This window comes from Hydrogenophaga sp., from assembly GCF_041633695.1.
Lineage (GTDB): Bacteria > Pseudomonadota > Gammaproteobacteria > Burkholderiales > Burkholderiaceae_C > Hydrogenophaga.
In genome coordinates, this window is the sequence record NZ_JBFJMY010000030.1 from 1 (window position 1) to 19,799 (window position 19,799).

Sequence of the window (19,799 nt, forward strand, 5' to 3'; positions counted from 1 at the left end):
CCACAGCTACGGCGGCATGGTGATCACCGGCGTGGCCGGGCGCCTGCAGGTGGAGCGACCGGGTTTGCTGGCACACATGGTGTACCTGGACGCCGCCGTGCCGCGCCCGGGTGAGAGCTGGAGCAGCCACCACAGCGACGAAACCCGCCAGACGCGCCAGAACGCTTCGCTGCCCAGCGGGGGCCTGAGCTTTCCACCGCCCGACGCCAGCCTGTTTGGCCTGGAAGGCGCGGACCGCGACTGGGTGAACCGCCGCCAGACACCCCAGCCCTTTCGGCTCTACCAGCAGCCGCTGGACTTTGACGCCGCCCATCTGGCGGCGCTGCCGCGCAGCTTCATCGACTGCAACCAGCCCGCGCTGGCCACCATCGCGCCCATGCGCCAGCGGGTGCGCAGCGAGCCGGGATGGCAGGTGCTGGAAATGGCCACCGGGCACGATCCCATGGTGAGCGAACCGCTTGCGCTGGCCGATTTGTTGCTGCGCATACGCAGCACGGTCGTGGCGTGAGCCTGAGACCCATATGGGCACACGCGGCTCCGGATCGCTTCGACCGGATAGACCTGCTGCGTGCGACCGCCATGCTGTGGATGGCGGCGTTCCACTTCTGCTTTGACCTCAACCACTTCGGCTTGCTGCAAGAAAATTTTCACCGCGACCCGTTCTGGACCACGCAGCGCACCGCCATCGTCAGCCTGTTCCTGTTCACCGCAGGCTTGTCGCAAGCGATGGCGGTGCACCGTGGGCAAAGTTGGCCCCGTTTCTGGCGCCGCTGGGCGCAGATCGCGGGGGCCGCGCTGCTGGTCACCGCCGGTTCGGTCGCCATGTTTCCCAACAGTTTCATTTACTTCGGCGTCTTGCACGGCATCGCCCTCATGCTGATCGTGGCGCGCTGCACGGCGGGCTGGGGCGTGTGGCTCTGGCCGCTGGGCGCCGCCGGCCTGGCCCTGCCATGGTTGGCACCATGGGCGATCGCCCAGTGGCCCATGCTGGAGGTCTTGAACACACCCTGGCTCAATTGGCTGGGCTTCATCAGCCACAAACCCGTGACCGAAGACTATGTGCCCTTGCTGCCCTGGCTGGGCGTGTTGTGGTGGGGCGTGGCGGCCGGGCAGTGGGCCTTGCGCCACCGGCGGCATTGGTTGGGGGGCCCAGGGCATGCTTCAAAGACCGGGTCGTCAACCTTGTACCGGGGATTGGTCACGCTGGGGCAATGGAGCCTAAGCTTTTATCTGCTGCACCAGCCGGTGCTGTTGGGATTGATCGGTTTGGGGGTGTACCTCTCGCCTTGACCCCAAACCCAGCGCTTCGGCACCAACAAAAAATCGCGGCCAGGGCCGCGCTTTTTTGTTGGTGCGTGCAAGAACGCTTGGCTTATTCCACCTTGGCTTTGTCGCGCAGCTCTTTCTGGAAGGCGGCCAGCTTTTGCTGCTGCATTTGCTGCGAAATCTGGGGTTTGATGTCGTCGTACTTGGGCAATTCGGCTTGGCGCACGTCGTCCAGACGGATGATGTGCCAGCCAAACTGGCTCTTCACCGGGGTTTCGGTGGTCTGGCCTTTTTCCAGTTTGACCATGGCTTCGGAGAACTCCGGCACGTAGCTGGCGGCCGTGGCCCAGTCCAGATCACCGCCATTGGCGCCCGATCCGGGATCTTTGGATTGTTTCTTGGCGATGTCTTCAAACTTGGCGCTGCCCTTGAGTGAAGCGATGATGGCCTTGGCTTCGTCTTCCTTCTCGACCAGGATGTGGCGGGCACGGTATTCCTTGCCGCCATTGGCCGCCACGAACTTGTCGTACTCGGCCTTGGTTTCGGCGTCCGTCACCGGGTTCTTTTTGGCGAAGTCGGCGAACATGGCGCGGATCATGATGGTCTGGCGTGCCAGCTCCATCTGGGTTTTGTACTCTTCACTGGCGGCCACGCCGCGCTTTTGCGCTTCTTGCATGAAGATCTCACGCAGCACCACTTCTTCTTTCATCCGGGCGCGCACTTCGTCGGTCACCGGTTGGCCCGAAGCGGACACCTGCTTGGCCAGGGCTTCCAGCCGCGCGGTGGGCACGGCCTTGCCATTGACGATGGCCACGTTTTGCGCGGCAGCCCAGGGGGCGGCCAGCATCAGAGCCGCCACGGTCAGGGCGGAGAGGGAAAATTTCATGGGTTTCCTCGTTGAAAACGTTGGGAGCTAAAAAGCCGGGATGGGTTCAATGAACCGGTATCAAGGTGTAGCGCTTGCCAGGTCGCTTTTCTGGATTTCGATGGCCAATGCGTGCAGTCCAGCATCGGTGAATTTTTGCAGCGCATCATACACAAGCCGGTGCTGGGCCACGCGCGAATGCCCCACAAACGCGGGCCCGCCGATGCGCACCCGAAAGTGGGTGCCATAGCCCAGTCCGTTGGCGCCGGCATGGCCGGCGTGCTGGCCACTTTCGTCCAGCACTTCCAGAAACTCGGGGGCCAGGGCTTGGCGCAAACGCGCCTCGATGGCAGCCGCGGAGGGTACGGTGGTGTCGCTCATGGTTTTTTCGCTTCCGGGTCTTTGGGCGCTTCATCGCCCAGGTAGCGCGAGATGTACAAGCCTTGCCCCACGATGAAGACCACCGGGAAGGCATAGCCCCAGAGCTTGAAGTTGACCCAGGTCTCGGTGGAGTAGTAAGCCGCGACATAGGCGTTGGTGGCGGCCATGAACAGGAAATAGCCGATCCAGATGCCGGTGAGCCGCACCCACACCGCGTCGGGCAGATGGAGTTGGCTGCCGAGCATGATTTTCAGGAAGTTTTTCTTCCAGACCCACAGGGCGGCCCCCAGCACGATGGCCATGCTCGCGTAAAGCACCGTGGGCTTCCACTTGATGAAACGCTCGTCGTGCAGGGCCAAGGTCAGGGCACCAAACACCAGCACCAGCACCAGCGTTACCTTGTGCAAGGTTTGCAAGCGCTTGTCGATGGCGTAGATCAGCCCGGTCTGCACCAGCGTGGCGGCCATGAGCACGCCGGTGGCGGTGTAGATGTCGTGCAGCTTGTAGGCTGCCACGAAGAGGGCTATGGGGAAAAAGTCGATGAGAAAGCGCATGGGGGGATTATCGGTCTTGTGGTGACCATGGGCTGTAGCCCTGAACCGCACGGGGGGTCGGGGACACGGCTCGTGCCAACGCAGCGCCAGGTTCTGGGTATTCAGAGCCGGTTTGTGTCACTGGGTTCCCCGAACGGGCCGGGCATGGCGGGCAGGATCGGTGCTCCCCGTGCCGCGTGTGCCGCTGTCGCCCCGTTCCAGGAAAACAGCCTCAAAGCCGAGCCAGCCGCTGCAGCGCGGTTTTCAAGGTGTCGTCTTTTTTTGCAAAGCAGAAACGCACCACTTTTTGCTCGAAGCCGTCGCCGTAGAAGGCCGACAAGGGAATGGCGGTCACGCCGATTTCCCGCGTCAACCACTGGCAGAAGTCGGCTTCACCCAGGTCGCGCTCGGCCACCGCCAGATCGTTGATGGACACACACTGGAAATAGGTGCCTTCGCTGGGCAGCAGGCGAAACCGGGTCTGGCCCAGGCCGTCGCGGAACAGGTCGCGTTTGCGCTGGTAAAAGGCCGGCAGGTCCCGGTAGGGCGCGGGTTCGGCCATGTAGCTGGCCAGCGCGTACTGCATGGGCGTGTTGACGGTGAACACGTTGAACTGGTGCACTTTGCGGAACTCGGCCATCAGCGCGGCGGGCGCCGCCACGGTACCGATCTTCCAGCCGGTGACGTGGTAGGTCTTGCCAAAGCTGCTGACGATGAAGGCCCTGGCCGCCAGACCGGGATAACGCGCAGCGCTCTGGTGCGGCTGTCCATCGAACACCATGTGTTCGTAGACCTCGTCGCTGATGAGCAGCACCTCGGTCGGCGCCAGCAGCGCCTGCAGGTGCAGCATGTCGGCCGCGCTCCAGACCGTGCCACTGGGGTTGTGCGGGCTGTTGACGATGATCGCCCGGGTGCGCGGCGACAGAGCGGCGGCGATGCGATCGAAATCGGGTCGGAAACTGCCCGGTCGCAGCGGCACGCGCACCGCCACACCGCCCGCGAGTTCGATATTGGGCACGTAGCTGTCGTAGCACGGGTCGAGCACGATCACCTCGTCGCCGGGCTGCACCACGGCCAGGATGGCGGTCAGGATGGCCTGGGTGGCCCCGGCCGTGACCGTGATCTCGGTTTGTGGATCGTAGGCGTGCCCGTACAAGGCCTGGATTTTGTCGGCCATGGCTTGGCGCAACGCGGGTACACCGGGCATGGGCGGGTACTGGTTGTGCCCGCCCAGCATGGCCGTGGTCACGGCATTCACCAGCGCCGGGTCGCAGTCAAAATCGGGAAAGCCTTGGCCCAGATTGACCGCACCAGTCTCTGTGGCCAGGGCCGACATCACGGTGAAGATGGTGGTTCCCACCTGCGGCAGGCGCGAGGTGAGGGCGGGGGTGTGAAGCGACGCGGATGGCATATCGTTTTTTGGAAATCAAGGTTGTTCAATCAAGAACACCGCGGCATCGGCTTTGCCCGGCCGCAGGTGTTGTTGATCCTCTGAGGGAGGCGCAAATGACGACAAGGGGCGATGCGGGCGCGTCACAACTCATAGTCGTCCGGCGTACCGCTCATGGCGCGCAGAATCAGATCGCGCGACAAGCGCTCGCTCAGCAATTCACCAAAGCGCAAGACAAACTGGCGCAGATAGGTGCCGCGCTTGAACGCCACGCGGGCGAGGTTGTGGCCAAAGAGCTGGGCCGCCGGACGCGACACCAGGTCGGCGGTCTGGTTGTCGCCCTGCACCGCCATTTCGGCCACGATGCCCACGCCCATGCCGAGCTTGACGTAGGTTTTGATCACATCGGAATCGATGGCTTCGAGCACGACGTTGGGGCTGAGGTGGCGCATGGCAAACGCCTGGTCGATGCGGGTACGCCCGGTGAAGCTGGGGTGGTAGGTGATCAGGGGCACCTGGGCCAGATCTTCCAAGGTGATGCGCTCGCGCTCCAGCAAGGGGTGGTCAAACGGGAACACGAGCACGTGCTGCCACTCGTAGCAAGGCAGGGTGACCAGCTCCGGGTAGTTGACCAGGGATTCGGTGGCCACGCCGATTTCCGCGACTTCCTCCATCAGCATCTTGGCCACCTGGTCCGGCGAACCCTGGTGCAGGCTGACATTGACCTTGGGGTAGGCCTGGCGCAACTGGGCCACCGGGCCGGGCAGCACGTAACGGGCCTGGGTGTGGGTGGTGGCGATGGACAGGGTGCCGCTGTCTTGCGCCGAATACTGCTCGCCGATGCGCTTGAGGTTGTTGACTTCGCGCAGGATGATGTCGATGCTTTTGAGCACCTGCACGCCGGGTTCGGTCACGCGTTTGATGCGTTTGCCGTGGCGCGAAAAAATCTCGATCCCCAGTTCGTCTTCCAGCTCGATGATGGCTTTGGAAACCCCGGGTTGGGAGGTGTGCAAGGCCTTGGCCACCTCGGTCAGGTTGAGGTTGCGGCGCACAGCTTCCTGCGCGAATCGGAACTGGTGCAGGTTCATGGCAGGGGCTCCAGCGCGATCTGCGCCAACAAAGCGCACAGGCGCGGATCTTCGCCAGCCGGCGCCAGAGGTTCAAACACCACTTGGGGGTGCTGCGCACTCAGCTCGGCCATCAACTGCGGCAAGTCTTCGCGCGCGTGTTTGCCCATGCCGAAAAACAGCGGCAACAGCCGAACGCGCGTCGCACCCTGGTCGATCAGCGACTGGGTGGCCGCAGACAAATCGGGTTCGCACAGTTCCAGGTAGGCGCAAGCCACCGGTGTGGAGGGCGCGGTGCGCGCGATCTCGCGCGCCACCGCTTCGATCGGGGCACGCCAGAGCGGGTCGCGGGACCCATGGGCAAAAACGATCACAGCCTGCATGTTGTCACCGCCTGAGCACCAGCCAGCCAAAGGCACCCAGCGACACCACGGAATAGATGAGCGCGGGCGAGGCTGCCGCCAGCCAGGGCTACCATTGGTTGAGGTTGCCGATATAGCCAAACACGTTGTTCAGCAGAAAAAAGCTGATGCCGATCATGACGCCACCGAACACATAGCCGGTGATGCTGTCGGAACGAAAGTGCAAGTAGGCAAAAGGCAGTGCCAGCACCACCATGACCAGGCAGCTCAAGGGGTAGAACACCTTGCGCCAGAACTCGATCTCGTAGCGTTGCGCGGTCTGGCCGTTGGCCTGCAAATGCTGGATATAGGCGAACAGGTCGGCGGTTCGCATCCGGTCGGGCTTGAGCAAGGCCACAGAGACCATCTCGGCGCTGATGCCGCTGGCCCACTGCAAGCTGTCCAGAGAGCGGTGGTTGATTTGAGCGGCGTGCAGGCCAGCGGTATCGAACTCACGCCGCTCCACGTTGCGCAAGGTCCAGGCGTCGCCAGCCTCGATCTGACCGGTCTTGGCCTCCACGGTCGACACCAGAAACCCCTGGTTGTCGAACTCGAAAATCCGGATATCGCTCATGTCGCCCTGCGGTGACATGGCGCCCACGTTGACCGAAAAACTGGTGAATGTCTGGCGCTCCTTGAGCCAGGCGCCCGTTTGCCCCACGCTGATGCGCCCCTGGTAGCGCGCCTTGAGCAATTGGGCCGTTTTGTCGGTCATGGGTGCGACGTAGTCGCCAATGGCGAAGGTGATGACCACGAACAACAGTCCCAGGCCCAGCAAGGTGTGCAAGGCCCGCCACGGTCCCAGGCCGCTGGTGCGCAAGATGGTGTACTCCGAACCTTGCGCCATGCGCGCCAGCACAAAGACCGAGCCGATCAACACCGCGATCGGCATCAGCTCGTACACATGGCTGGGCATGATCAACATCACATAGAGCAGGGCGTGCCGCAGTTCATAGGCAATATTGGGATCCAGCACCGAGGCCTTGCCCAGTTGCGGCAACTCGTCGACCAGATCAAAAAAGAAAAACAAGGCCAGAAACGCGAGCAGCACAAAGGCCACGGCGGCGAAAATCTCGCCATAAATCAGGCGGCGGATGGTTCTCATGCGCCCGATCCCTCCACCGGCGCGTGCCGCCTGTGCGAGGCTTTGAGCCAGGCCCGCAGGCTGAAATTGTGGTGGCGCTTGAGCAGCCAGAGCACGGTCAGCACAAAAACGCCTCCGTGCGACAGCGCCATGAAGCTGCCCAAACCGACCAGACCGCTCGATATCCAGCTTTGCCCCAGGTTCTGCAGGTTGTAATAGAACACGAAGGCAAACAACGAAAAGAACAGGTTGCCGCCCCGACCGGCGCGCGGATTGCCGGTGCTGGTTGCGAGCGCCACCAGCACAAAATTCAAGGCGGTGAGACCCATGCCGATGCGCCAGCCCAGCTCACCCAACCTGGCCGGTGTGGGGTCGCTCAGCAGCTCCCATATCTGCATGGTCTTGAGCGACTGCGCCCCACCTGTGGCCGCCGTGTCCACGCCAATCTGAATGCCGTATTCGCCGAACTCGCTCACTTTCAGGCTGCTCATATCCGGCGGGGACTCCAGGCGCTGCCCGTTGCTCAGCAAAAGAATTTGCTGCTCACCCTCCCACACGATGCGGCCCGAGCGCGCCGACGTGACCGTTTCGCGTCCGTCGTCCTCTTTGGTGGAGATGAAGATGTTGCGGCCTTCAGTACCGTCGGCGGTGTCCTTGTCGATGAAGATCACGCGTTTCCCCGACGCCGACTCCTGGAACTGCCCCGGCGCGATGCGCTCCAAGTCGCCCCGGCGCTCAAAGCGGCTGCGCAAATCGTCGGTTTGCTGATTCGCCCAGGGCCATATGAACAGCACCATCAGCACGATCGCCAACAACACCGGCCAGGCAAAACGCAGCACCGGCCCGAGAAAGCCGCCCAAGGACTGGCCACTGGTGAACCAGATGATCATTTCGCTGTCGCGGTACATGCGCGAGAGCGTGAACACAATGGAAATGAACAAGGCCAGCGTGAGAATGGTGGGCATGCGGCCCAACACCGTATAGCCCAGCACCAGCATGATTTCCTCGGGGTTGACGCTGCCCCGTGAGGCCAGGCCCAGGGTCCGGATCAGCAGCATGGTGAGCACGATGGTGAACAAAACCACCAGGGTGACGCCGAAACTGCGGGCCAGTTCTTTGCGAATGGAAGAATGGAATAACATCGAAAACCAAAAGGAAAACGCAATTATGAACTTCGAACTCAAAACCCTTTCTCTGGCCCAGGCCGCTGCATGGTCGGTCGATGCCTTGCTGGTGCTGGTTCCCGACACCATGGACGCAGCGCGAGCCAGCGACACCGCTCTGGGGAAACTGTTCGAAGTGGCGCAGCGCCATGGCGACCTTGAAAAAGGCGTGGGCAAATCGCTGGCCTGCTACCGGCCGCTGGGCGTCAAGGCGCCGCGGGTGGTTCTGGTGCGTGCCGGCGACGGCAGTGCGGCTTCGGTGCGCAAAGCCGTCACCGCAGGCCTGTCCAGTCTGAAGCAGCCCGGCATCAAAAAGCTGGGGCTGCTGCTCTCTCTGCTGGGCCCGGACGCCGACGCGGTGCGCAGCGCCGTGCAAGCCTGTGGCGACGCGACCTACGTCTTCACGCTGACCAAACCCTCGGCCAAAGCCCGTGCTTTGCGCGAAGTGGTGGTCGGCGTGTCCAGCACCACCATCACCCGGCCCGGGTTCGATGCCGGCGTCGCTCTCTTTGCTGGCGTGGAACTGGCCAAAGAGTGGGCCAATCGCCCGGCCAACCACGCCACCCCCAGCATGCTGGCCGATGCCGCGCGCAAACTGGGTCGCAAGCCGGGTATCTCGACCCAGGTGCTCGGCCCCAAAGAGGTCGCCGCCTTGGGCATGGGCGCTTTCATGGCGGTGGCGCAAGGCTCGGCCGAGCCTTTGCGCTTCATCGTCATGCAGTACCAGGGTGCCGCCAAAACCAGTGCGCCGGTCGTGCTGGTGGGCAAGGGCATCACCTTCGACACCGGGGGCATATCCATCAAACCCGCACCCGAGATGGACGAAATGAAATACGACATGGGTGGTGCGGCCAGCGTGCTCGGCACCTTTGCCGCCCTGGCCGAATTGCGCCCTGCGATCAATGTGGTGGGCCTGATCCCCTCCTGCGAAAACATGCCGGATGGCCGCGCGGTCAAGCCGGGCGATGTGGTCACCAGCATGAGCGGCCAGACCATCGAAATCCTCAACACCGATGCCGAAGGGCGCCTGATTCTGTGCGATGCACTCACCTACGCCGCCCGCTTCAAGCCACGCAGCGTGATCGACATCGCCACCCTCACCGGTGCCTGCGTGATCGCCCTGGGTGCTGTGCGCAGTGGCCTGTTTTCGCCCCGCGACGACCTGGCCAGCGCCTTGCAGCAAGCCGGTGAGAAGGTACTCGACCCTTGCTGGCGCATGCCCTTGGACGAGGAATACGCGGAAGGCCTCAAGTCCAATTTTGCCGACATGGGCAACGTGGCCGGTCGCGCCGCAGGCTCCATCACGGCGGCCAAGTTCCTGCAAAAATTCACCGCCGACCTGCCTTGGGCGCACCTGGACATCGCGGGCACCGCCTGGAAGAGTGGTGCCGCCAAAGGCGCCACCGGCCGGCCGGTGCCCTTGTTGCTCCAGTATCTGGTGGACGAAGCCGCTGCAGACGCCCCCGTGGTCAAAAGCAGAACCAAACCCAAAACCGCCACAGTCTCCCGGGAGACAGCGGTGGGCACCCAGCGCGCAAAAACCAGCAAGGCCGCTGCAGCCGAGCGCAAGGCTTGAAGCCGCGTGCACTTGATCCGACATGACCGCAGTCGCGTTCCATTTCAACGCACCTGACAAGCGGGCCTACGCCTGCCGCTTGCTGCGCAAGGCTTTTCTCAAAGGCGCGCGGTTGGTGGTGCTGGCGGGGGCGGGGCGCGACGTCGGCTTGGCCCAGGCCTTGTGGACTCTCTCCCCCACCGATTTTGTGCCGCACTGCCGCGAAAGCGACAGCCATCAGACGCAAAGCCGCTCGCCCATTTTCATTGCCGGCGCAGCCTTGCCCGCCGATTTCCAGGCCGATGTGTTGCTCAACCTCACCGATGCGGTGGCGGTGGGCTACGACCGGTTCGCGCGCGTCATTGAAGTGGTGGAACAGGACGAGGGCGACCGCACGCGGGCGCGGCAGCGCTGGCGGCAATACCAGGCCGATGGTGTCACCCCCGAGCGGCACGATTTGAAGGCGCCAGGCTCAGCCGGTTGAGCTTCGTGTGCGGGGCGGCTTGCCATGCGGCAGCCTTATGGGGCATTCAACGGCTTGATGCAGGGCATCGCAAAGCCAGAAACCCGGAGACAGAATGTTCCCGGAGTTGAAAACTCCTCGGTTTTTGGAGTATCTTCATAGATGTGGAGAAAAGTTCCCTCCGCATATCAATTCCTAATCCTTTCTGAGGACCTCTATGCAACTGAACATCAAATTGGCCGTTATCGCTGCGGCTGTCGCTCTTGCCGCTTGTGGCAAAAAAGAAGAGGCTGCTCCTGCTGCCGCTCCTGCTGCAGCACCGGCGGTTGAATCGCAGGTCGTCAAGATTGGTCACGTGGCTCCGACCAGCGGTGCCATTGCCCACTTGGGCAAAGACAACGAAAACGGTGCCCGCATGGCCATCGAAGAGTTGAACGCTGCCGGTCTGACCATCGATGGCAAGCCCACTACGTTTGAACTGTTGGCCGAAGACGACGCCGCCGATCCCAAGCAGGGCACGGCTGCCGCGCAAAAGCTGATCGACGCCAAAGTGGCTGGCGTGATCGGCCATTTGAACTCGGGCACCACCATCCCGGCTTCGCAGTTGTACAACGACGCTGGTCTGCCCCAGATTTCCCCGTCGGCGACCAACCCCAAGTACACCCGTCAAGGCTATGCCGGCGCGTTCCGCATGGTTGCCGACGACGTGCACCTGGGTGGCACGCTGGGCAAATACGCCGTGGAAAGCCTCCAAGCCAAAACCGTGGCCGTGATCGACGACCGCACGGCTTATGGCCAGGGCGTTGCCGACGAGTTTGAAAAAGGTGTCGTGGCCGCAGGCGGCTCCGTGGTGGGCCGTGAGTTCACCAACGACAAAGCCACCGACTTCAATGCCATCCTGACCACCTTGAAGGCCAAAAAGCCCGACGTCGTGTTCTTCGGCGGCATGGACGCTGTGGCCGGTCCGATGCTCAAGCAGATGAAGCAACTGGGCATCACCGCCAAGTTCATGGGCGGCGACGGCATTTGCTCCAGCGAATTGCCCAAGCTGGCCGGTGACGGCATGGGCGACGACACGGTTTTCTGTGCCGAAGCCGGTGGTGTTGAAGGTGAAGAAAAGGTCGGCATGGAGAAATTCCGCACCGACTTCAAGACCAAATTCGGTGCCGAAGTCCAGGTTTATGCGCCCTACGTCTACGACGCGGTGAAGGTCATGGCCAACGCCATGGTGACCGCCAACTCGTCCGACCCGGTGAAATACCTGCCCGCACTGAAGGCCACCGACTACAAAGGCGTGACCGGTCACATCACGTTCGACGAAAAAGGCGACATCAAGAATGGCGCTTTGACGTTGATGACCTACAAAGGCGGTGTCCGCACCACCTTGGCCGTCATCCGCTGATGCACATTCGATAGCTGTTTACGGCTACCGTGAAAATGCCACCGCGAGGTGGCATTTTTTTTGCCACCAGCTTTTGTTGAACGCGGCCGTTTTCAACAACCGGGTCTGACCCTCTCTGCGCCAGGCTGTTCGTTGTTGCAAGCGCAAGGGGACTGCACGCCATACATGCGGCCCGGCTGCAGCCCGCGCAGTGACAGGGCGTGGCGCCGCACTTCACCGGCGATCAGCGGGCCACCGTGCCCCATGTGGAAGCGTTGCATGCCAGCATCCACCATGCCCAGCAACTCCACTGCCACCGTTTGTGGATCGTCTTCGAACGGGGGCCGTATCGCATGCTCGGTGCGCACCAGACCACCCAACAAAATTCCGGAGGCCACCAAGTCGCCCACCAACGCATCTCCGCTGGTCAACTGAACCGATACCGAGCCTCTGGTGTGCCCGGGCGTGTGCCGAGCCACCCCAGCGACGCCATACGGGCTCAGGTCCATGGGGGAGGCTTCGTCGTTTAGCAAGATGTCCGGGGTAAAGGGGGCATAGGGTTGCAGGATCAGGCCGGTACGCATGAAAAACCGCCCAAACCAGCCGGTTTCGCAGAAGGTCATTTTCTTGCGCTGAGCGTAGTAGTCCAGGTCACCGGCATGGGCGAGGATGGGTGCGCCGGTGAGCTCACGCAGTTTGGCGGCCGAGCCTGCGTGGTCGACATGGGCATGTGTGACCACGATCAAGTCAACGTCGCGAAAGCTGCGACCATGCTTTTTCAGCGCGCGTTCAATCTTGGCTTCGGAGCCGGGCAATCCGGTGTCAACCAGCACGCAACCCGTTTCGCCGAGGATCAGGTGGCAGTTGACCAAGCCGAACGGCAGGATGGGGATTTTGATGATGTGGGGTTTTCCCATAGGGTGAGGTCCATTGAAAATGGTTGGCCGCTGGTGCCACCAATCGGTGGGTGAGCGGCTTGGGGGCAGCCCTTGCATGATCGGTCTGGTGGCCTCATGACGGACATGTCGGTATGGACTATAAAATTGCCAATACCGACAAATGTTGCAAAATTCTGATCAACCCCTTCAAGTACGCCGGATGAAAACCATTCGCATGGCCGTCCTGGCTTACAACGGGTGCATGCCCACCCAACTGTTCGGCATCGCCGATGTGCTGCGCATTGCCAGCGATATCGACGACGGTTTGGGCGCGAAACGCGGGGTGCGCCTGGACGTGGAACTGATCGGATTGACGGGGCGGAACGTCACCGTGGCGGGCGGGCTTGCGCTGCGGGTCGGGCGCCCCGTCGGCCACTACGACCTGCTGATCGTGCCGGGCATGGAAACCCGACGGCAGCCAGATTGGTCGGCCAAACTGGCTCCGCTGACGCGGGAGGTGGCCTTCATTCGCCACGGTTTTGCCAGTGGCTCGACCGTGGCCTCCATCTGTGTCGGCGCGTTCTTGCTGGGCGAAGCGGGCTTGCTGGCCGCACGCCAAGTCACGACGGCTTGGCTATTTGCTGGCGACCTGGCCGCCCGCTACCCTGCGGCCAGGTTGCAATCGGACGCGATTTTGCTGGAAGACGGCGCGGTGATCACCTCGGCTGCGGTCAGCTCGGCTTTCGACTTGGCGATCCACCTGGTCAAGCGCCATTTGGGCGCCGAAGTCGCCACCGCAACCGCCAATGCGGCCTTGCTTCCCAGTCAGCGTACGAGCCAAGCACCCTATGTGGACAACCACCTGCTGGAACGTCGCCTACCCACTTTCTCGCAAAACCTCAGGCAATGGTTTGAGGCCCGGTTGACCGAAGACTACGACCTGGAAAGGGTGGCGCAAGCGTTTCACGTCAGCAGCCGCACATTGATGCGCCGGGTCAAGGGCGAGACTGGCGTGTCTCCGCTGGCCTTGCTGCGCGAGGCGAGGGTGGAAAAGGCCAAACAGCTTTTGAAAAGTACCCGGTGGCCTGTTGTCCGCATCATCGAAGCGGTCGGCTATTCGGATCCGGCGAGTTTTGCACGCCTGTTCTCGGAACAGGTTGGTGAAACCCCCGCGAAGTACCGGCGCCGTTGAAGCGCTGGCTCAAGCGCCCGTGTTGATGACGTGGCGAACAATGGCCAGGTAGTCGCGGCGCTGGTCGGGCAGCAAACGCGAGGCGGCAGGTGCTTCACCTTCCATATGGGCTTCCCACAATGCGGCGAGCAATCGGCGGGCGTCGCTCAGGCGGGGCAGCACGGGGCCGGCGAACAGCAGTTGGTCGTGCAAGCCGATCACCAGCGTCGGGAAGGTCTCCACCTCCAGGTTGGCCACCAGATCGGCTTCGTCTTCGATGTCGAGCCAGACAAAACGTTGGTCCGGCTCTTCTTTGGCCAGCGCGTCAAAAACGGGCAGGTAGTCCCGACAAGTCCCACACCACTGGGCGCACAGCCCTATCACAATCAATCCGGCGGCTTTTTGCATGCCGCCAGTCTAGCGAAGTCCCGCTCGAGGCGGGTACCGCAACCTGGTTGGAAGAACCTGCAACAATCCATTCCATGTACCTCACTTCTGCATTTGACGCAAAAGATCCGGCCCTTGCACGGGAGCTGATGCGTGCCCACCCGCTGGCCCAGCTGATCTCGGTGGATGACGACGGATTGCCGTATGCCACGCCCGTGCCGATGCACCTGCAAGAAGAGGGCAGCGACGTCGTGCTGCTCGGGCATTGCGCCAGAGCCAACCCGCATTGGCGCTATTTGCAAGAGCGGCCCCAGGCGGTGGTGAGCTTCATGGGCCCGCAGGCCTATATGTCCCCCAGCGTGTACCCGGATCTGGCCCGCGTACCCACTTGGAACTACCTGATGGTGCATTGCACCGTGCAGGCCCGGTTGATCGATGCGTTGGACGACAAGGACGCGCTGCTGAAACACCTGATCGGGGACCACGATCCGGCGTACGCCGCGCAGTGGCGGTCGCTGGATCCTGCTTTCCAGCAGCGCATGTTGGGCGCCATCGTGGCTTTTGAACTGCGCGTGACCCAGCTGCAATGCAAGCTCAAGCTCAACCAGCACCGCCCGGAAGCACACGCGGCCATGTACGCGTCCTATGCCCAGGGCAACGCCGACGAGCGAGCGCTCGCGGTCTGGATGCGGCGCTTGGGGCTCGTGGACGCCTCGTCATCGGCGGATTGATGCCCGACGCCGCTCACAGCGCCGAACCTGCTCGCCAGCCTGACGAAATCCAGGCCTGCGACGAGGGCTTCATGCGTGTCGCACTGGAACAGGCCCATGCAGCAGCCCGCAAGGGCGAGGTTCCGGTCGGGGCGGTGGTGGTGAGAAACGGGGTCGTCGTCGCGACAGGCCACAACGCACCGGTCGGCGGACATGACCCGACCGCACACGCCGAAATGGAAGCGCTGCGTGCGGCGGCGCGCGTGCTGGGCAATTACCGGCTGGAGGGCTGCACGCTCTACGTGACGCTGGAGCCTTGCACCATGTGCAGTGGCGCGATGTTGCATGCCCGACTCGACCGCGTCGTGTTCGGCGCCGCCGATCCGAAAACCGGCGCCGCCGGTTCGGTGCTGAACGTCTTTTCCGACGCGCGCCTGAACCACCAGACCCAGGTGCAGGGCGGTGTTTTGGCGCAGGACTGCGGGCAGTTGCTCCAGACGTTTTTTCAACAGCGACGCGGCAACCCCTGGCCTTTGCGCGAAGACGCGCTGCGCACACCCGAAGCGCGCTTCAAAGTTCTTCCCGATTACGCCTGGCGCGAACATTTCATCGGCGACCTGCCCAGCCTGAACGGTCTGCGCATGCACTACCTGGATGAAGGTCCTCTGGACGCGCCCTTGACCTACTTGTGCCTGCATCCATACCCGCTCTGGAGCTATAACTGGCGCAAGCTGATTCCCGCACTTCTTTCCAGTGGCGCACGTGTTCTGGCACCCGATCTGGTGGGCTTTGGCAAGAGCGACAAGCCCAAAAAGGAGCACCTCCACCGTTTTCAATGGCACCGGCAGGTACTGCTGGAATGGGTGGAGCGGCTGGATTTGCGCCGGCTGGTGCTGGTACTTCCCGGGTCAGATGCCTTGCTGGGCCTGAGCTTGCCGGTCCAGGCGCCAAAACGCTACAGCGGTGTACTGCTGGTCGGCGGTGCCGACGACGCCGTGCTGCAGCCGGGCGATGGACCGACCTGGCTTGATCTCATGGGCAAACATCCTGAAAAAGGCTTGGGTGAATACCTTCGCACCCTGCGTCAAACAAACCGGCGTTTCAGCGAGCCAGCGTGTGCCGCCTATATGGCCCCTTTTCCAGACCGCGGACACTGCGCCGCCCTGCGTGCATTTCCGTCCATGCACACCGAAGCGAGCAGCGAGAAGCTCGCGCTTGCCGAATCGGTCCGCGATTTTTGGCGTCGTCAATGGCAGGGGCAAAGCATGGTGGCATGTGGCCCGCAAGATCTGCTCCTGGCCGAAGCTGCGTTGCGTGTGGTGCAACACGCTGCCGATGCCGGGCTCGAAGGCTTGCGCGGGCCTTTGACCGGCTGCGTACCCGAGGAGCCGGGAGCCCAACTCGCCGAAGTCGCCAACCCATATTTCCGATCCTCAGCCTCTGACGATGCCCGCTGAAATCTGATCGTCCACCCTGTATCCTGATCGACCATGAGCCACATTTACATCTATTCCCCTTCCAGCGCCGTTCGCGACAAAGCCGCTTTTCGGCGCGGCATTGCGCGCCTCCAAACCTTGGGACACGATGTCGAAATCGACGAAGCCGCACTGCACAGCCATACCCGCTTCGCAGGTGACGACGAAACCCGCCTGGCCGCCATCGCGCGCGCGGCCGACAGCGAAGCCGATATCGCGCTGATATCAAGAGGCGGCTATGGTTTGACCCGCCTGCTGCCCGAGCTGCCCTACAAAAAAATCGCGCGCTCCATAGCGCGTGGCACGCGCTACGTGGGCTTGAGCGACTTCACCGCGTTCCAGAGCGCCGTGCTGGCCAAAACCGGCGCAGTCACCTGGGCTGGTCCTGCGCTGGGCGAAGACTTTGGCGCCGAAGGCGTGCCCGACGACATCATGGAAGCCTGTTTCGACGACCTGGTCTGCGGACAAGGAGAGGGCACCGGCTGGCGCTTGCCCAAGACCGACGGACCGGCGCTGAGCCGTTTCGGCAAACCAAGCGCAGAGCAAGCACCGGAATTCAAACTGCGCAAGGCCACGCTGTGGGGCGGCAATCTGTCGGTGCTGTGCGCCCTGGTCGGTACGCCGTATCTGCCCGCGGTGAAAGGCGGTGTGTTGTTTCTGGAAGATGTCAACGAGCACCCCTACCGCATCGAACGCCAACTCACACAGTTGCTGAACGCCGGCATTCTGGGCCAGCAAAAAGCGGTTGTGTTGGGCGCGTTCAACCGATACCAACTCGGGCCCCACGACAAGGGCTACAAGCTGCAAACCGTGGTCGACTGGCTGCGCAGCAAAACGCGGATACCGGTACTGACGGGATTGCCCTTTGGGCATGTGCCGACCAAAGTCTTGTTGCCGGTGGGGCAACAGATCGAGCTGATGGTGCAGGGAAGGGATGCGCTGTTGTACTGGGGTTGAAACAGCAGAGAGGGTGCTCAGCGGCGTGGGCGGCTGGGCTCCATGAGGCTCTTGGGTAGCAAGCCTTCAAACACCGGGGTCAGGCTCATCACCCGGTCCACCGCCACGGCTTCGCCATGCAGTTGGCTCAATACCGCCACCATTTCGGCACGGGCAAACCACAAGGCATGGGCATCGTGCATGTGCTTCAGCCGGTGCGTGAGTTGAGGGTTGCTGGCCGCTCCGTTTTCGCCCAGCACAGCCAACATGGCTTGGCGCACGGGCTCAAGAGACTCTGGCGAATCTTTGCGCAATTCGGATCCCAGCAAAGCTGAAATACTGTTGCGAATTCCTGGTTTGAACCAGCGCATGCGATCACCTCAACGACGTTGTCTTTGTTGATGTGCAGAATACGCCGGACCATATAGACCTTGCAATCCGTTGAAACACCAGTAAAGCAAAAAAACCACAACCCGTTCGTTTGCGCCTTGGATGGCAAATATTGCAAGTACGAACTTTTGTCGTAAATAGAAGTTTGGACATGCAAGCGGTTGGGCGGTCCAGGCGGATCGAACAACCACCGGGTAACACCTTTGAACGCAGCCATGAGGCAGCGCCGCTCTGCATGTAAAAGTATGTTCCTGTTGCCTCGACGGATTTATCTCACAGTCGATTCGGTGCCCGGTCGGGTCTGGCACAGTTTGCGCTGAACCTGGCCACCGGTCAGGCAATCGGCTCGCCTATGTTGTAATTCACGGAGTACATTCACACCCCATATGGCAGAACTGACGATTGCATTTGTAGATTTGACGGGAAGCGTGTCGGTGTTTGAAACATTGGGCAATGATCGCGCGACCAAAGCGGTGACCAAATTGACCCAGTGGATTGGGTCCGTCGGCATGGAACACGGTGGCAAGGTCGTCAAGATGTTGGGCGACGGGGTGTTGCTGTCTTTCACCAACAACCGGCATGCGGTGGACACCATGGTCCAGATCCAGCAGGACCACGCCAAGCGCGTCTCATACTGGCCCAACCGCCTCAAGCTGTTGATGCAAGTCGGCATGGCGCGTGGCCAAGTGGTGCAGGTCGATGGCGACTGCTTTGGCGATGCGGTCAATGTGGCCTCGCGTCTGAGTGACCTGGCCGGACCGGAGCAGATACTGGTCACCGATCAGGTGGTGCGCAAACTGGGACCCCGTTCGGGCGTGCGCAGCCGCAGTCTGGGGCCGATGCAAATCAAAGGCCGGGTCGAATCTTGTGAGGTGTTCCGAATCGAGTGGCAACCCGAGATGCTTTCGGAATTCCTCACCTTGCCAGCCGATTTGCACACGGGAATCGGCACCGGCGAATCGGTGTTCGGTGGCATCGAATTGGGGTGGCTCGATGTTTCGCATGCCTACAATTTGACCGACCTGCCCTTGAAAATTGGGCGGGTGCCGGAAGCCGATTTTGTGGTCAACGATCCTCGGGTTTCCCGCCTGCACGTCAGCATCGACATCCGTTCCGGCAACTATGTGCTGGAAGATATCAGCAGCTATGGCACTTGGGTGCGCTTCAATGGCACCGACAACATGATCGCCTTGCGCCGACAAGAGTGTCTGTTGCACAGCGACGGCGAAATTGCCATGGGTGCGCCTTTTTCAGATTTCAGCGCGCCCACCATCAGCTTCAAACTGGTGGATGGCCATATGGTGCTGGGACGCAGCGCGGCACCCGCTTAGAGCGTCGGCAGGTGCGACCGGCGATGGTCGGCAGTCCCAGTTCGGACGGCACAAGAACAAACGGGAAAATGCCCATGCGGTGGATCAAAAGAGTCTGTTGGACCATGGCCTTGCTGGCTGTGCTCGTGGCTGCTGCGGGCTCTATCTACGTGGCGCGCAGCCTGCCGCAGGTCGACGGTGAGCTGCAACTGTCCGGGCTTCGACATCCGGTGCAGGTGCGGCGGGACGCCAGCGATGTGACGCACATCCAGGCCTTGGAACCGCACGACGCCTGGATGGCCATGGGCTATGTGCATGCCCAGGAACGGGCCTGGCAACTCGAATTCAACCGCCGCCTCATGCGCGGAACGCTCTCCGAAATATTGGGCCCGGCGACGCTGGAAACCGATGTGCTGCTGCGCACTTTGGGCATACGCGAAGCCGCCCAGCGGCAGCTCGCGGGTTTGCCGGAGGAGGCGCGCGTGGCACTGCAGGCCTACAGCGATGGCATCAACGCTTTTTTTGCCGACGGCCAGCAGGCGCTGCCCCCCGAATTCCAGCTGCTGGGCGTGAACCCGCGCGAAGCCGCGCGCGCAGGGCGGTATTGGGATGCCCTGGACAGCGCCGGCTGGTCGATCATGATGGCGCTGGATCTGGGCGGCAACTGGGGCAACGAATTTGCCCGCTTGTCCGCGCTGCAAGTGCTCGACACCGATCAACTTTGGCAGCTGTTCCCGGCCTATCCCGGAGAGCCGCCCGCGAGTCAGACCGATTTGGCGCGGCTGTACCGCGACCTGCATGTTTACCGCCCAGCGACCCAGCAACTGCCCGCGACCCGCCAGTCGCTTGCTGAACCTCTACCGAGTGGATTCAGCGCACAACTGGTCGCCGATATGCGGGACTGGACGCGTGAGCTGGGCAACATCGAGGGCAAGGGCTCGAACAACTGGGTGGTGGACGGCTCGCGCAGTGCCACCGGCATGCCTTTGCTGG

General features: G+C 62.3%; 21 protein-coding genes and 1 pseudogene. 11 read left to right on the forward strand and 11 right to left on the reverse strand.

The window, feature by feature from the left end; genetic code table 11:
• The coding region (locus ABYB95_RS03305; RefSeq protein WP_372657022.1) for an alpha/beta fold hydrolase at positions 1-508 on the forward strand (508 nt) is incomplete at its 5' end.
• Positions 509-579: 71 nt separating this feature from the next.
• Entirely contained in the window at positions 580-1,290 is a 711-nt protein-coding gene (locus ABYB95_RS03310) for a heparan-alpha-glucosaminide N-acetyltransferase (RefSeq protein WP_372657042.1), read from the forward strand.
• A gap of 82 nt (positions 1,291-1,372) precedes the next feature.
• Here the strand turns inward: ABYB95_RS03310 and ABYB95_RS03315 are convergent, their stop codons facing one another.
• From ABYB95_RS03315 to lptF, 8 genes and pseudogenes are all read right to left on the reverse strand, one after another.
• Complete coding sequence (locus ABYB95_RS03315; RefSeq protein WP_372657023.1) at positions 1,373-2,152, reverse strand: peptidylprolyl isomerase; 780 nt, start codon at positions 2,150-2,152, stop codon at positions 1,373-1,375.
• Positions 2,153-2,212: 60 nt separating this feature from the next.
• Positions 2,213-2,512, reverse strand: coding sequence for a BolA family protein (locus tag ABYB95_RS03320; protein WP_372657024.1), 300 nt, complete (start codon positions 2,510-2,512; stop codon positions 2,213-2,215).
• Positions 2,509-3,066 carry a septation protein A gene (locus ABYB95_RS03325; RefSeq protein ID WP_372657025.1) on the reverse strand — a complete coding sequence of 186 codons (558 nt, stop codon included), beginning with the start codon at positions 3,064-3,066 and terminating at the stop codon, positions 2,509-2,511. The genes ABYB95_RS03320 and ABYB95_RS03325 overlap by 4 nt, the downstream gene beginning before the upstream one ends.
• 211 nt (positions 3,067-3,277) lie before the next feature.
• On the reverse strand, positions 3,278-4,456 hold the full coding sequence (locus ABYB95_RS03330) for a pyridoxal phosphate-dependent aminotransferase (protein ID WP_372657026.1): 1,179 nt from the start codon (positions 4,454-4,456) through the stop codon (positions 3,278-3,280).
• 122 nt (positions 4,457-4,578) lie between these two features.
• On the reverse strand, positions 4,579-5,523 hold the full coding sequence (locus ABYB95_RS03335) for a CysB family HTH-type transcriptional regulator (RefSeq protein WP_372657027.1): 945 nt from the start codon (positions 5,521-5,523) through the stop codon (positions 4,579-4,581).
• The gene (locus ABYB95_RS03340) at positions 5,520-5,885 is read right to left on the reverse strand and encodes a sirohydrochlorin chelatase (RefSeq protein ID WP_372657028.1); all 366 of its coding nucleotides are present in this window, start codon (positions 5,883-5,885) and stop codon (positions 5,520-5,522) included. The genes ABYB95_RS03335 and ABYB95_RS03340 overlap by 4 nt, the downstream gene beginning before the upstream one ends.
• A gap of 4 nt (positions 5,886-5,889) precedes the next feature.
• Positions 5,890-7,008: pseudogene (lptG, locus tag ABYB95_RS03345) on the reverse strand (LPS export ABC transporter permease LptG).
• Positions 7,005-8,129, reverse strand: a complete 1,125-nt coding sequence (gene lptF / locus ABYB95_RS03350; protein ID WP_372657029.1) for an LPS export ABC transporter permease LptF — start codon at positions 8,127-8,129, stop codon at positions 7,005-7,007. Before lptF ends, lptG begins: the two are co-directional and overlap by 4 nt.
• Positions 8,130-8,154: 25 nt before the next feature.
• On the opposite strand from lptF, the gene ABYB95_RS03355 reads away from it, so the two are divergent.
• The 3 genes from ABYB95_RS03355 to ABYB95_RS03365 all read left to right on the forward strand — a co-directional run bounded on the left by ABYB95_RS03355 (position 8,155) and on the right by ABYB95_RS03365 (position 11,570).
• On the forward strand, positions 8,155-9,726 hold the full coding sequence (locus tag ABYB95_RS03355; RefSeq protein WP_372657030.1) for a leucyl aminopeptidase: 1,572 nt from the start codon (positions 8,155-8,157) through the stop codon (positions 9,724-9,726).
• Between the two features lie 22 nt (positions 9,727-9,748).
• Positions 9,749-10,189: a DNA polymerase III subunit chi gene (locus tag ABYB95_RS03360; protein WP_372657031.1), complete on the forward strand. Its 441-nt coding sequence runs from the start codon at positions 9,749-9,751 to the stop codon at positions 10,187-10,189.
• 196 nt (positions 10,190-10,385) lie between these two features.
• Positions 10,386-11,570 carry a branched-chain amino acid ABC transporter substrate-binding protein gene (locus ABYB95_RS03365; protein ID WP_372657032.1) on the forward strand — a complete coding sequence of 395 codons (1,185 nt, stop codon included), beginning with the start codon at positions 10,386-10,388 and terminating at the stop codon, positions 11,568-11,570.
• Between the two features lie 92 nt (positions 11,571-11,662).
• On the opposite strand, the gene ABYB95_RS03370 is transcribed toward ABYB95_RS03365, so the two are convergent.
• A complete protein-coding gene (locus ABYB95_RS03370) occupies positions 11,663-12,466 on the reverse strand; it encodes an MBL fold metallo-hydrolase (RefSeq protein ID WP_372657033.1) in 804 nt (267 codons plus the stop codon).
• A 181-nt stretch (positions 12,467-12,647) separates the two neighbouring features.
• Here ABYB95_RS03370 and ABYB95_RS03375 point away from each other — a divergent pair, with 181 nt between their 5' ends.
• Positions 12,648-13,619: a GlxA family transcriptional regulator gene (locus ABYB95_RS03375; protein WP_372657034.1), complete on the forward strand. Its 972-nt coding sequence runs from the start codon at positions 12,648-12,650 to the stop codon at positions 13,617-13,619.
• 9 nt (positions 13,620-13,628) lie between these two features.
• On the opposite strand, the gene ABYB95_RS03380 is transcribed toward ABYB95_RS03375, so the two are convergent.
• Positions 13,629-14,006, reverse strand: coding sequence for a thioredoxin family protein (locus ABYB95_RS03380; RefSeq protein WP_372657035.1), 378 nt, complete (start codon positions 14,004-14,006; stop codon positions 13,629-13,631).
• A 74-nt stretch (positions 14,007-14,080) separates the two neighbouring features.
• Here ABYB95_RS03380 and ABYB95_RS03385 point away from each other — a divergent pair, with 74 nt between their 5' ends.
• Genes ABYB95_RS03385 through ABYB95_RS03395 form a run of 3 tightly spaced genes read left to right on the forward strand, consistent with a single transcriptional unit; the run spans position 14,081 to position 17,127 of the window.
• Positions 14,081-14,716 (forward strand): FMN-binding negative transcriptional regulator, encoded by a 636-nt coding sequence (locus tag ABYB95_RS03385; protein WP_372657036.1) that lies wholly within the window; start codon positions 14,081-14,083, stop codon positions 14,714-14,716.
• Positions 14,716-16,152, forward strand: coding sequence for a tRNA adenosine(34) deaminase TadA (gene tadA / locus ABYB95_RS03390; RefSeq protein ID WP_372657037.1), 1,437 nt, complete (start codon positions 14,716-14,718; stop codon positions 16,150-16,152). The genes ABYB95_RS03385 and tadA overlap by 1 nt, the downstream gene beginning before the upstream one ends.
• Before the next feature lie 33 nt (positions 16,153-16,185).
• Positions 16,186-17,127, forward strand: coding sequence for an LD-carboxypeptidase (locus ABYB95_RS03395; protein ID WP_372657038.1), 942 nt, complete (start codon positions 16,186-16,188; stop codon positions 17,125-17,127).
• A 17-nt stretch (positions 17,128-17,144) separates the two neighbouring features.
• Here ABYB95_RS03395 and ABYB95_RS03400 read toward each other — a convergent pair whose 3' ends face one another.
• Entirely contained in the window at positions 17,145-17,435 is a 291-nt protein-coding gene (locus ABYB95_RS03400) for a hypothetical protein (RefSeq protein WP_372657039.1), read from the reverse strand.
• A 447-nt stretch (positions 17,436-17,882) separates the two neighbouring features.
• Here ABYB95_RS03400 and ABYB95_RS03405 point away from each other — a divergent pair, with 447 nt between their 5' ends.
• Together ABYB95_RS03405 and ABYB95_RS03410 are read left to right on the forward strand one after the other, a co-directional pair.
• The gene (locus ABYB95_RS03405) at positions 17,883-18,827 is read left to right on the forward strand and encodes an adenylate/guanylate cyclase domain-containing protein (protein ID WP_372657040.1); all 945 of its coding nucleotides are present in this window, start codon (positions 17,883-17,885) and stop codon (positions 18,825-18,827) included.
• Between the two features lie 104 nt (positions 18,828-18,931).
• The coding region (locus ABYB95_RS03410) for a penicillin acylase family protein (RefSeq protein ID WP_372657041.1) at positions 18,932-19,799 on the forward strand (868 nt) is incomplete at its 3' end.

Bases quoted from the DNA above. Each gene is read 5' to 3' on its own strand.
- ABYB95_RS03395 (WP_372657038.1), top strand. From the start codon at position 16,186: ATGAGCCACATTTACATCTATTCCCCTTCCAGCGCCGTTCGCGACAAA.
- ABYB95_RS03310 (WP_372657042.1), top strand. From the start codon at position 580: ATGCTGTGGATGGCGGCGTTCCACTTCTGCTTTGACCTCAACCACTTC.
- ABYB95_RS03370 (WP_372657033.1), bottom strand. From the start codon at position 12,466: ATGGGAAAACCCCACATCATCAAAATCCCCATCCTGCCGTTCGGCTTG.
- ABYB95_RS03340 (WP_372657028.1), bottom strand. From the start codon at position 5,885: ATGCAGGCTGTGATCGTTTTTGCCCATGGGTCCCGCGACCCGCTCTGG.
- ABYB95_RS03320 (WP_372657024.1), bottom strand. From the start codon at position 2,512: ATGAGCGACACCACCGTACCCTCCGCGGCTGCCATCGAGGCGCGTTTG.
- ABYB95_RS03355 (WP_372657030.1), top strand. From the start codon at position 8,155: ATGAACTTCGAACTCAAAACCCTTTCTCTGGCCCAGGCCGCTGCATGG.
- ABYB95_RS03365 (WP_372657032.1), top strand. From the start codon at position 10,386: ATGCAACTGAACATCAAATTGGCCGTTATCGCTGCGGCTGTCGCTCTT.
- tadA (WP_372657037.1), top strand. From the start codon at position 14,716: ATGCCCGACGCCGCTCACAGCGCCGAACCTGCTCGCCAGCCTGACGAA.
- ABYB95_RS03360 (WP_372657031.1), top strand. From the start codon at position 9,749: ATGACCGCAGTCGCGTTCCATTTCAACGCACCTGACAAGCGGGCCTAC.
- ABYB95_RS03335 (WP_372657027.1), bottom strand. From the start codon at position 5,523: ATGAACCTGCACCAGTTCCGATTCGCGCAGGAAGCTGTGCGCCGCAAC.
- ABYB95_RS03380 (WP_372657035.1), bottom strand. From the start codon at position 14,006: ATGCAAAAAGCCGCCGGATTGATTGTGATAGGGCTGTGCGCCCAGTGG.
- ABYB95_RS03330 (WP_372657026.1), bottom strand. From the start codon at position 4,456: ATGCCATCCGCGTCGCTTCACACCCCCGCCCTCACCTCGCGCCTGCCG.
- ABYB95_RS03385 (WP_372657036.1), top strand. From the start codon at position 14,081: ATGTACCTCACTTCTGCATTTGACGCAAAAGATCCGGCCCTTGCACGG.
- lptF (WP_372657029.1), bottom strand. From the start codon at position 8,129: ATGTTATTCCATTCTTCCATTCGCAAAGAACTGGCCCGCAGTTTCGGC.
- ABYB95_RS03405 (WP_372657040.1), top strand. From the start codon at position 17,883: ATGGCAGAACTGACGATTGCATTTGTAGATTTGACGGGAAGCGTGTCG.
- ABYB95_RS03375 (WP_372657034.1), top strand. From the start codon at position 12,648: ATGAAAACCATTCGCATGGCCGTCCTGGCTTACAACGGGTGCATGCCC.
- ABYB95_RS03325 (WP_372657025.1), bottom strand. From the start codon at position 3,066: ATGCGCTTTCTCATCGACTTTTTCCCCATAGCCCTCTTCGTGGCAGCC.
- ABYB95_RS03315 (WP_372657023.1), bottom strand. From the start codon at position 2,152: ATGAAATTTTCCCTCTCCGCCCTGACCGTGGCGGCTCTGATGCTGGCC.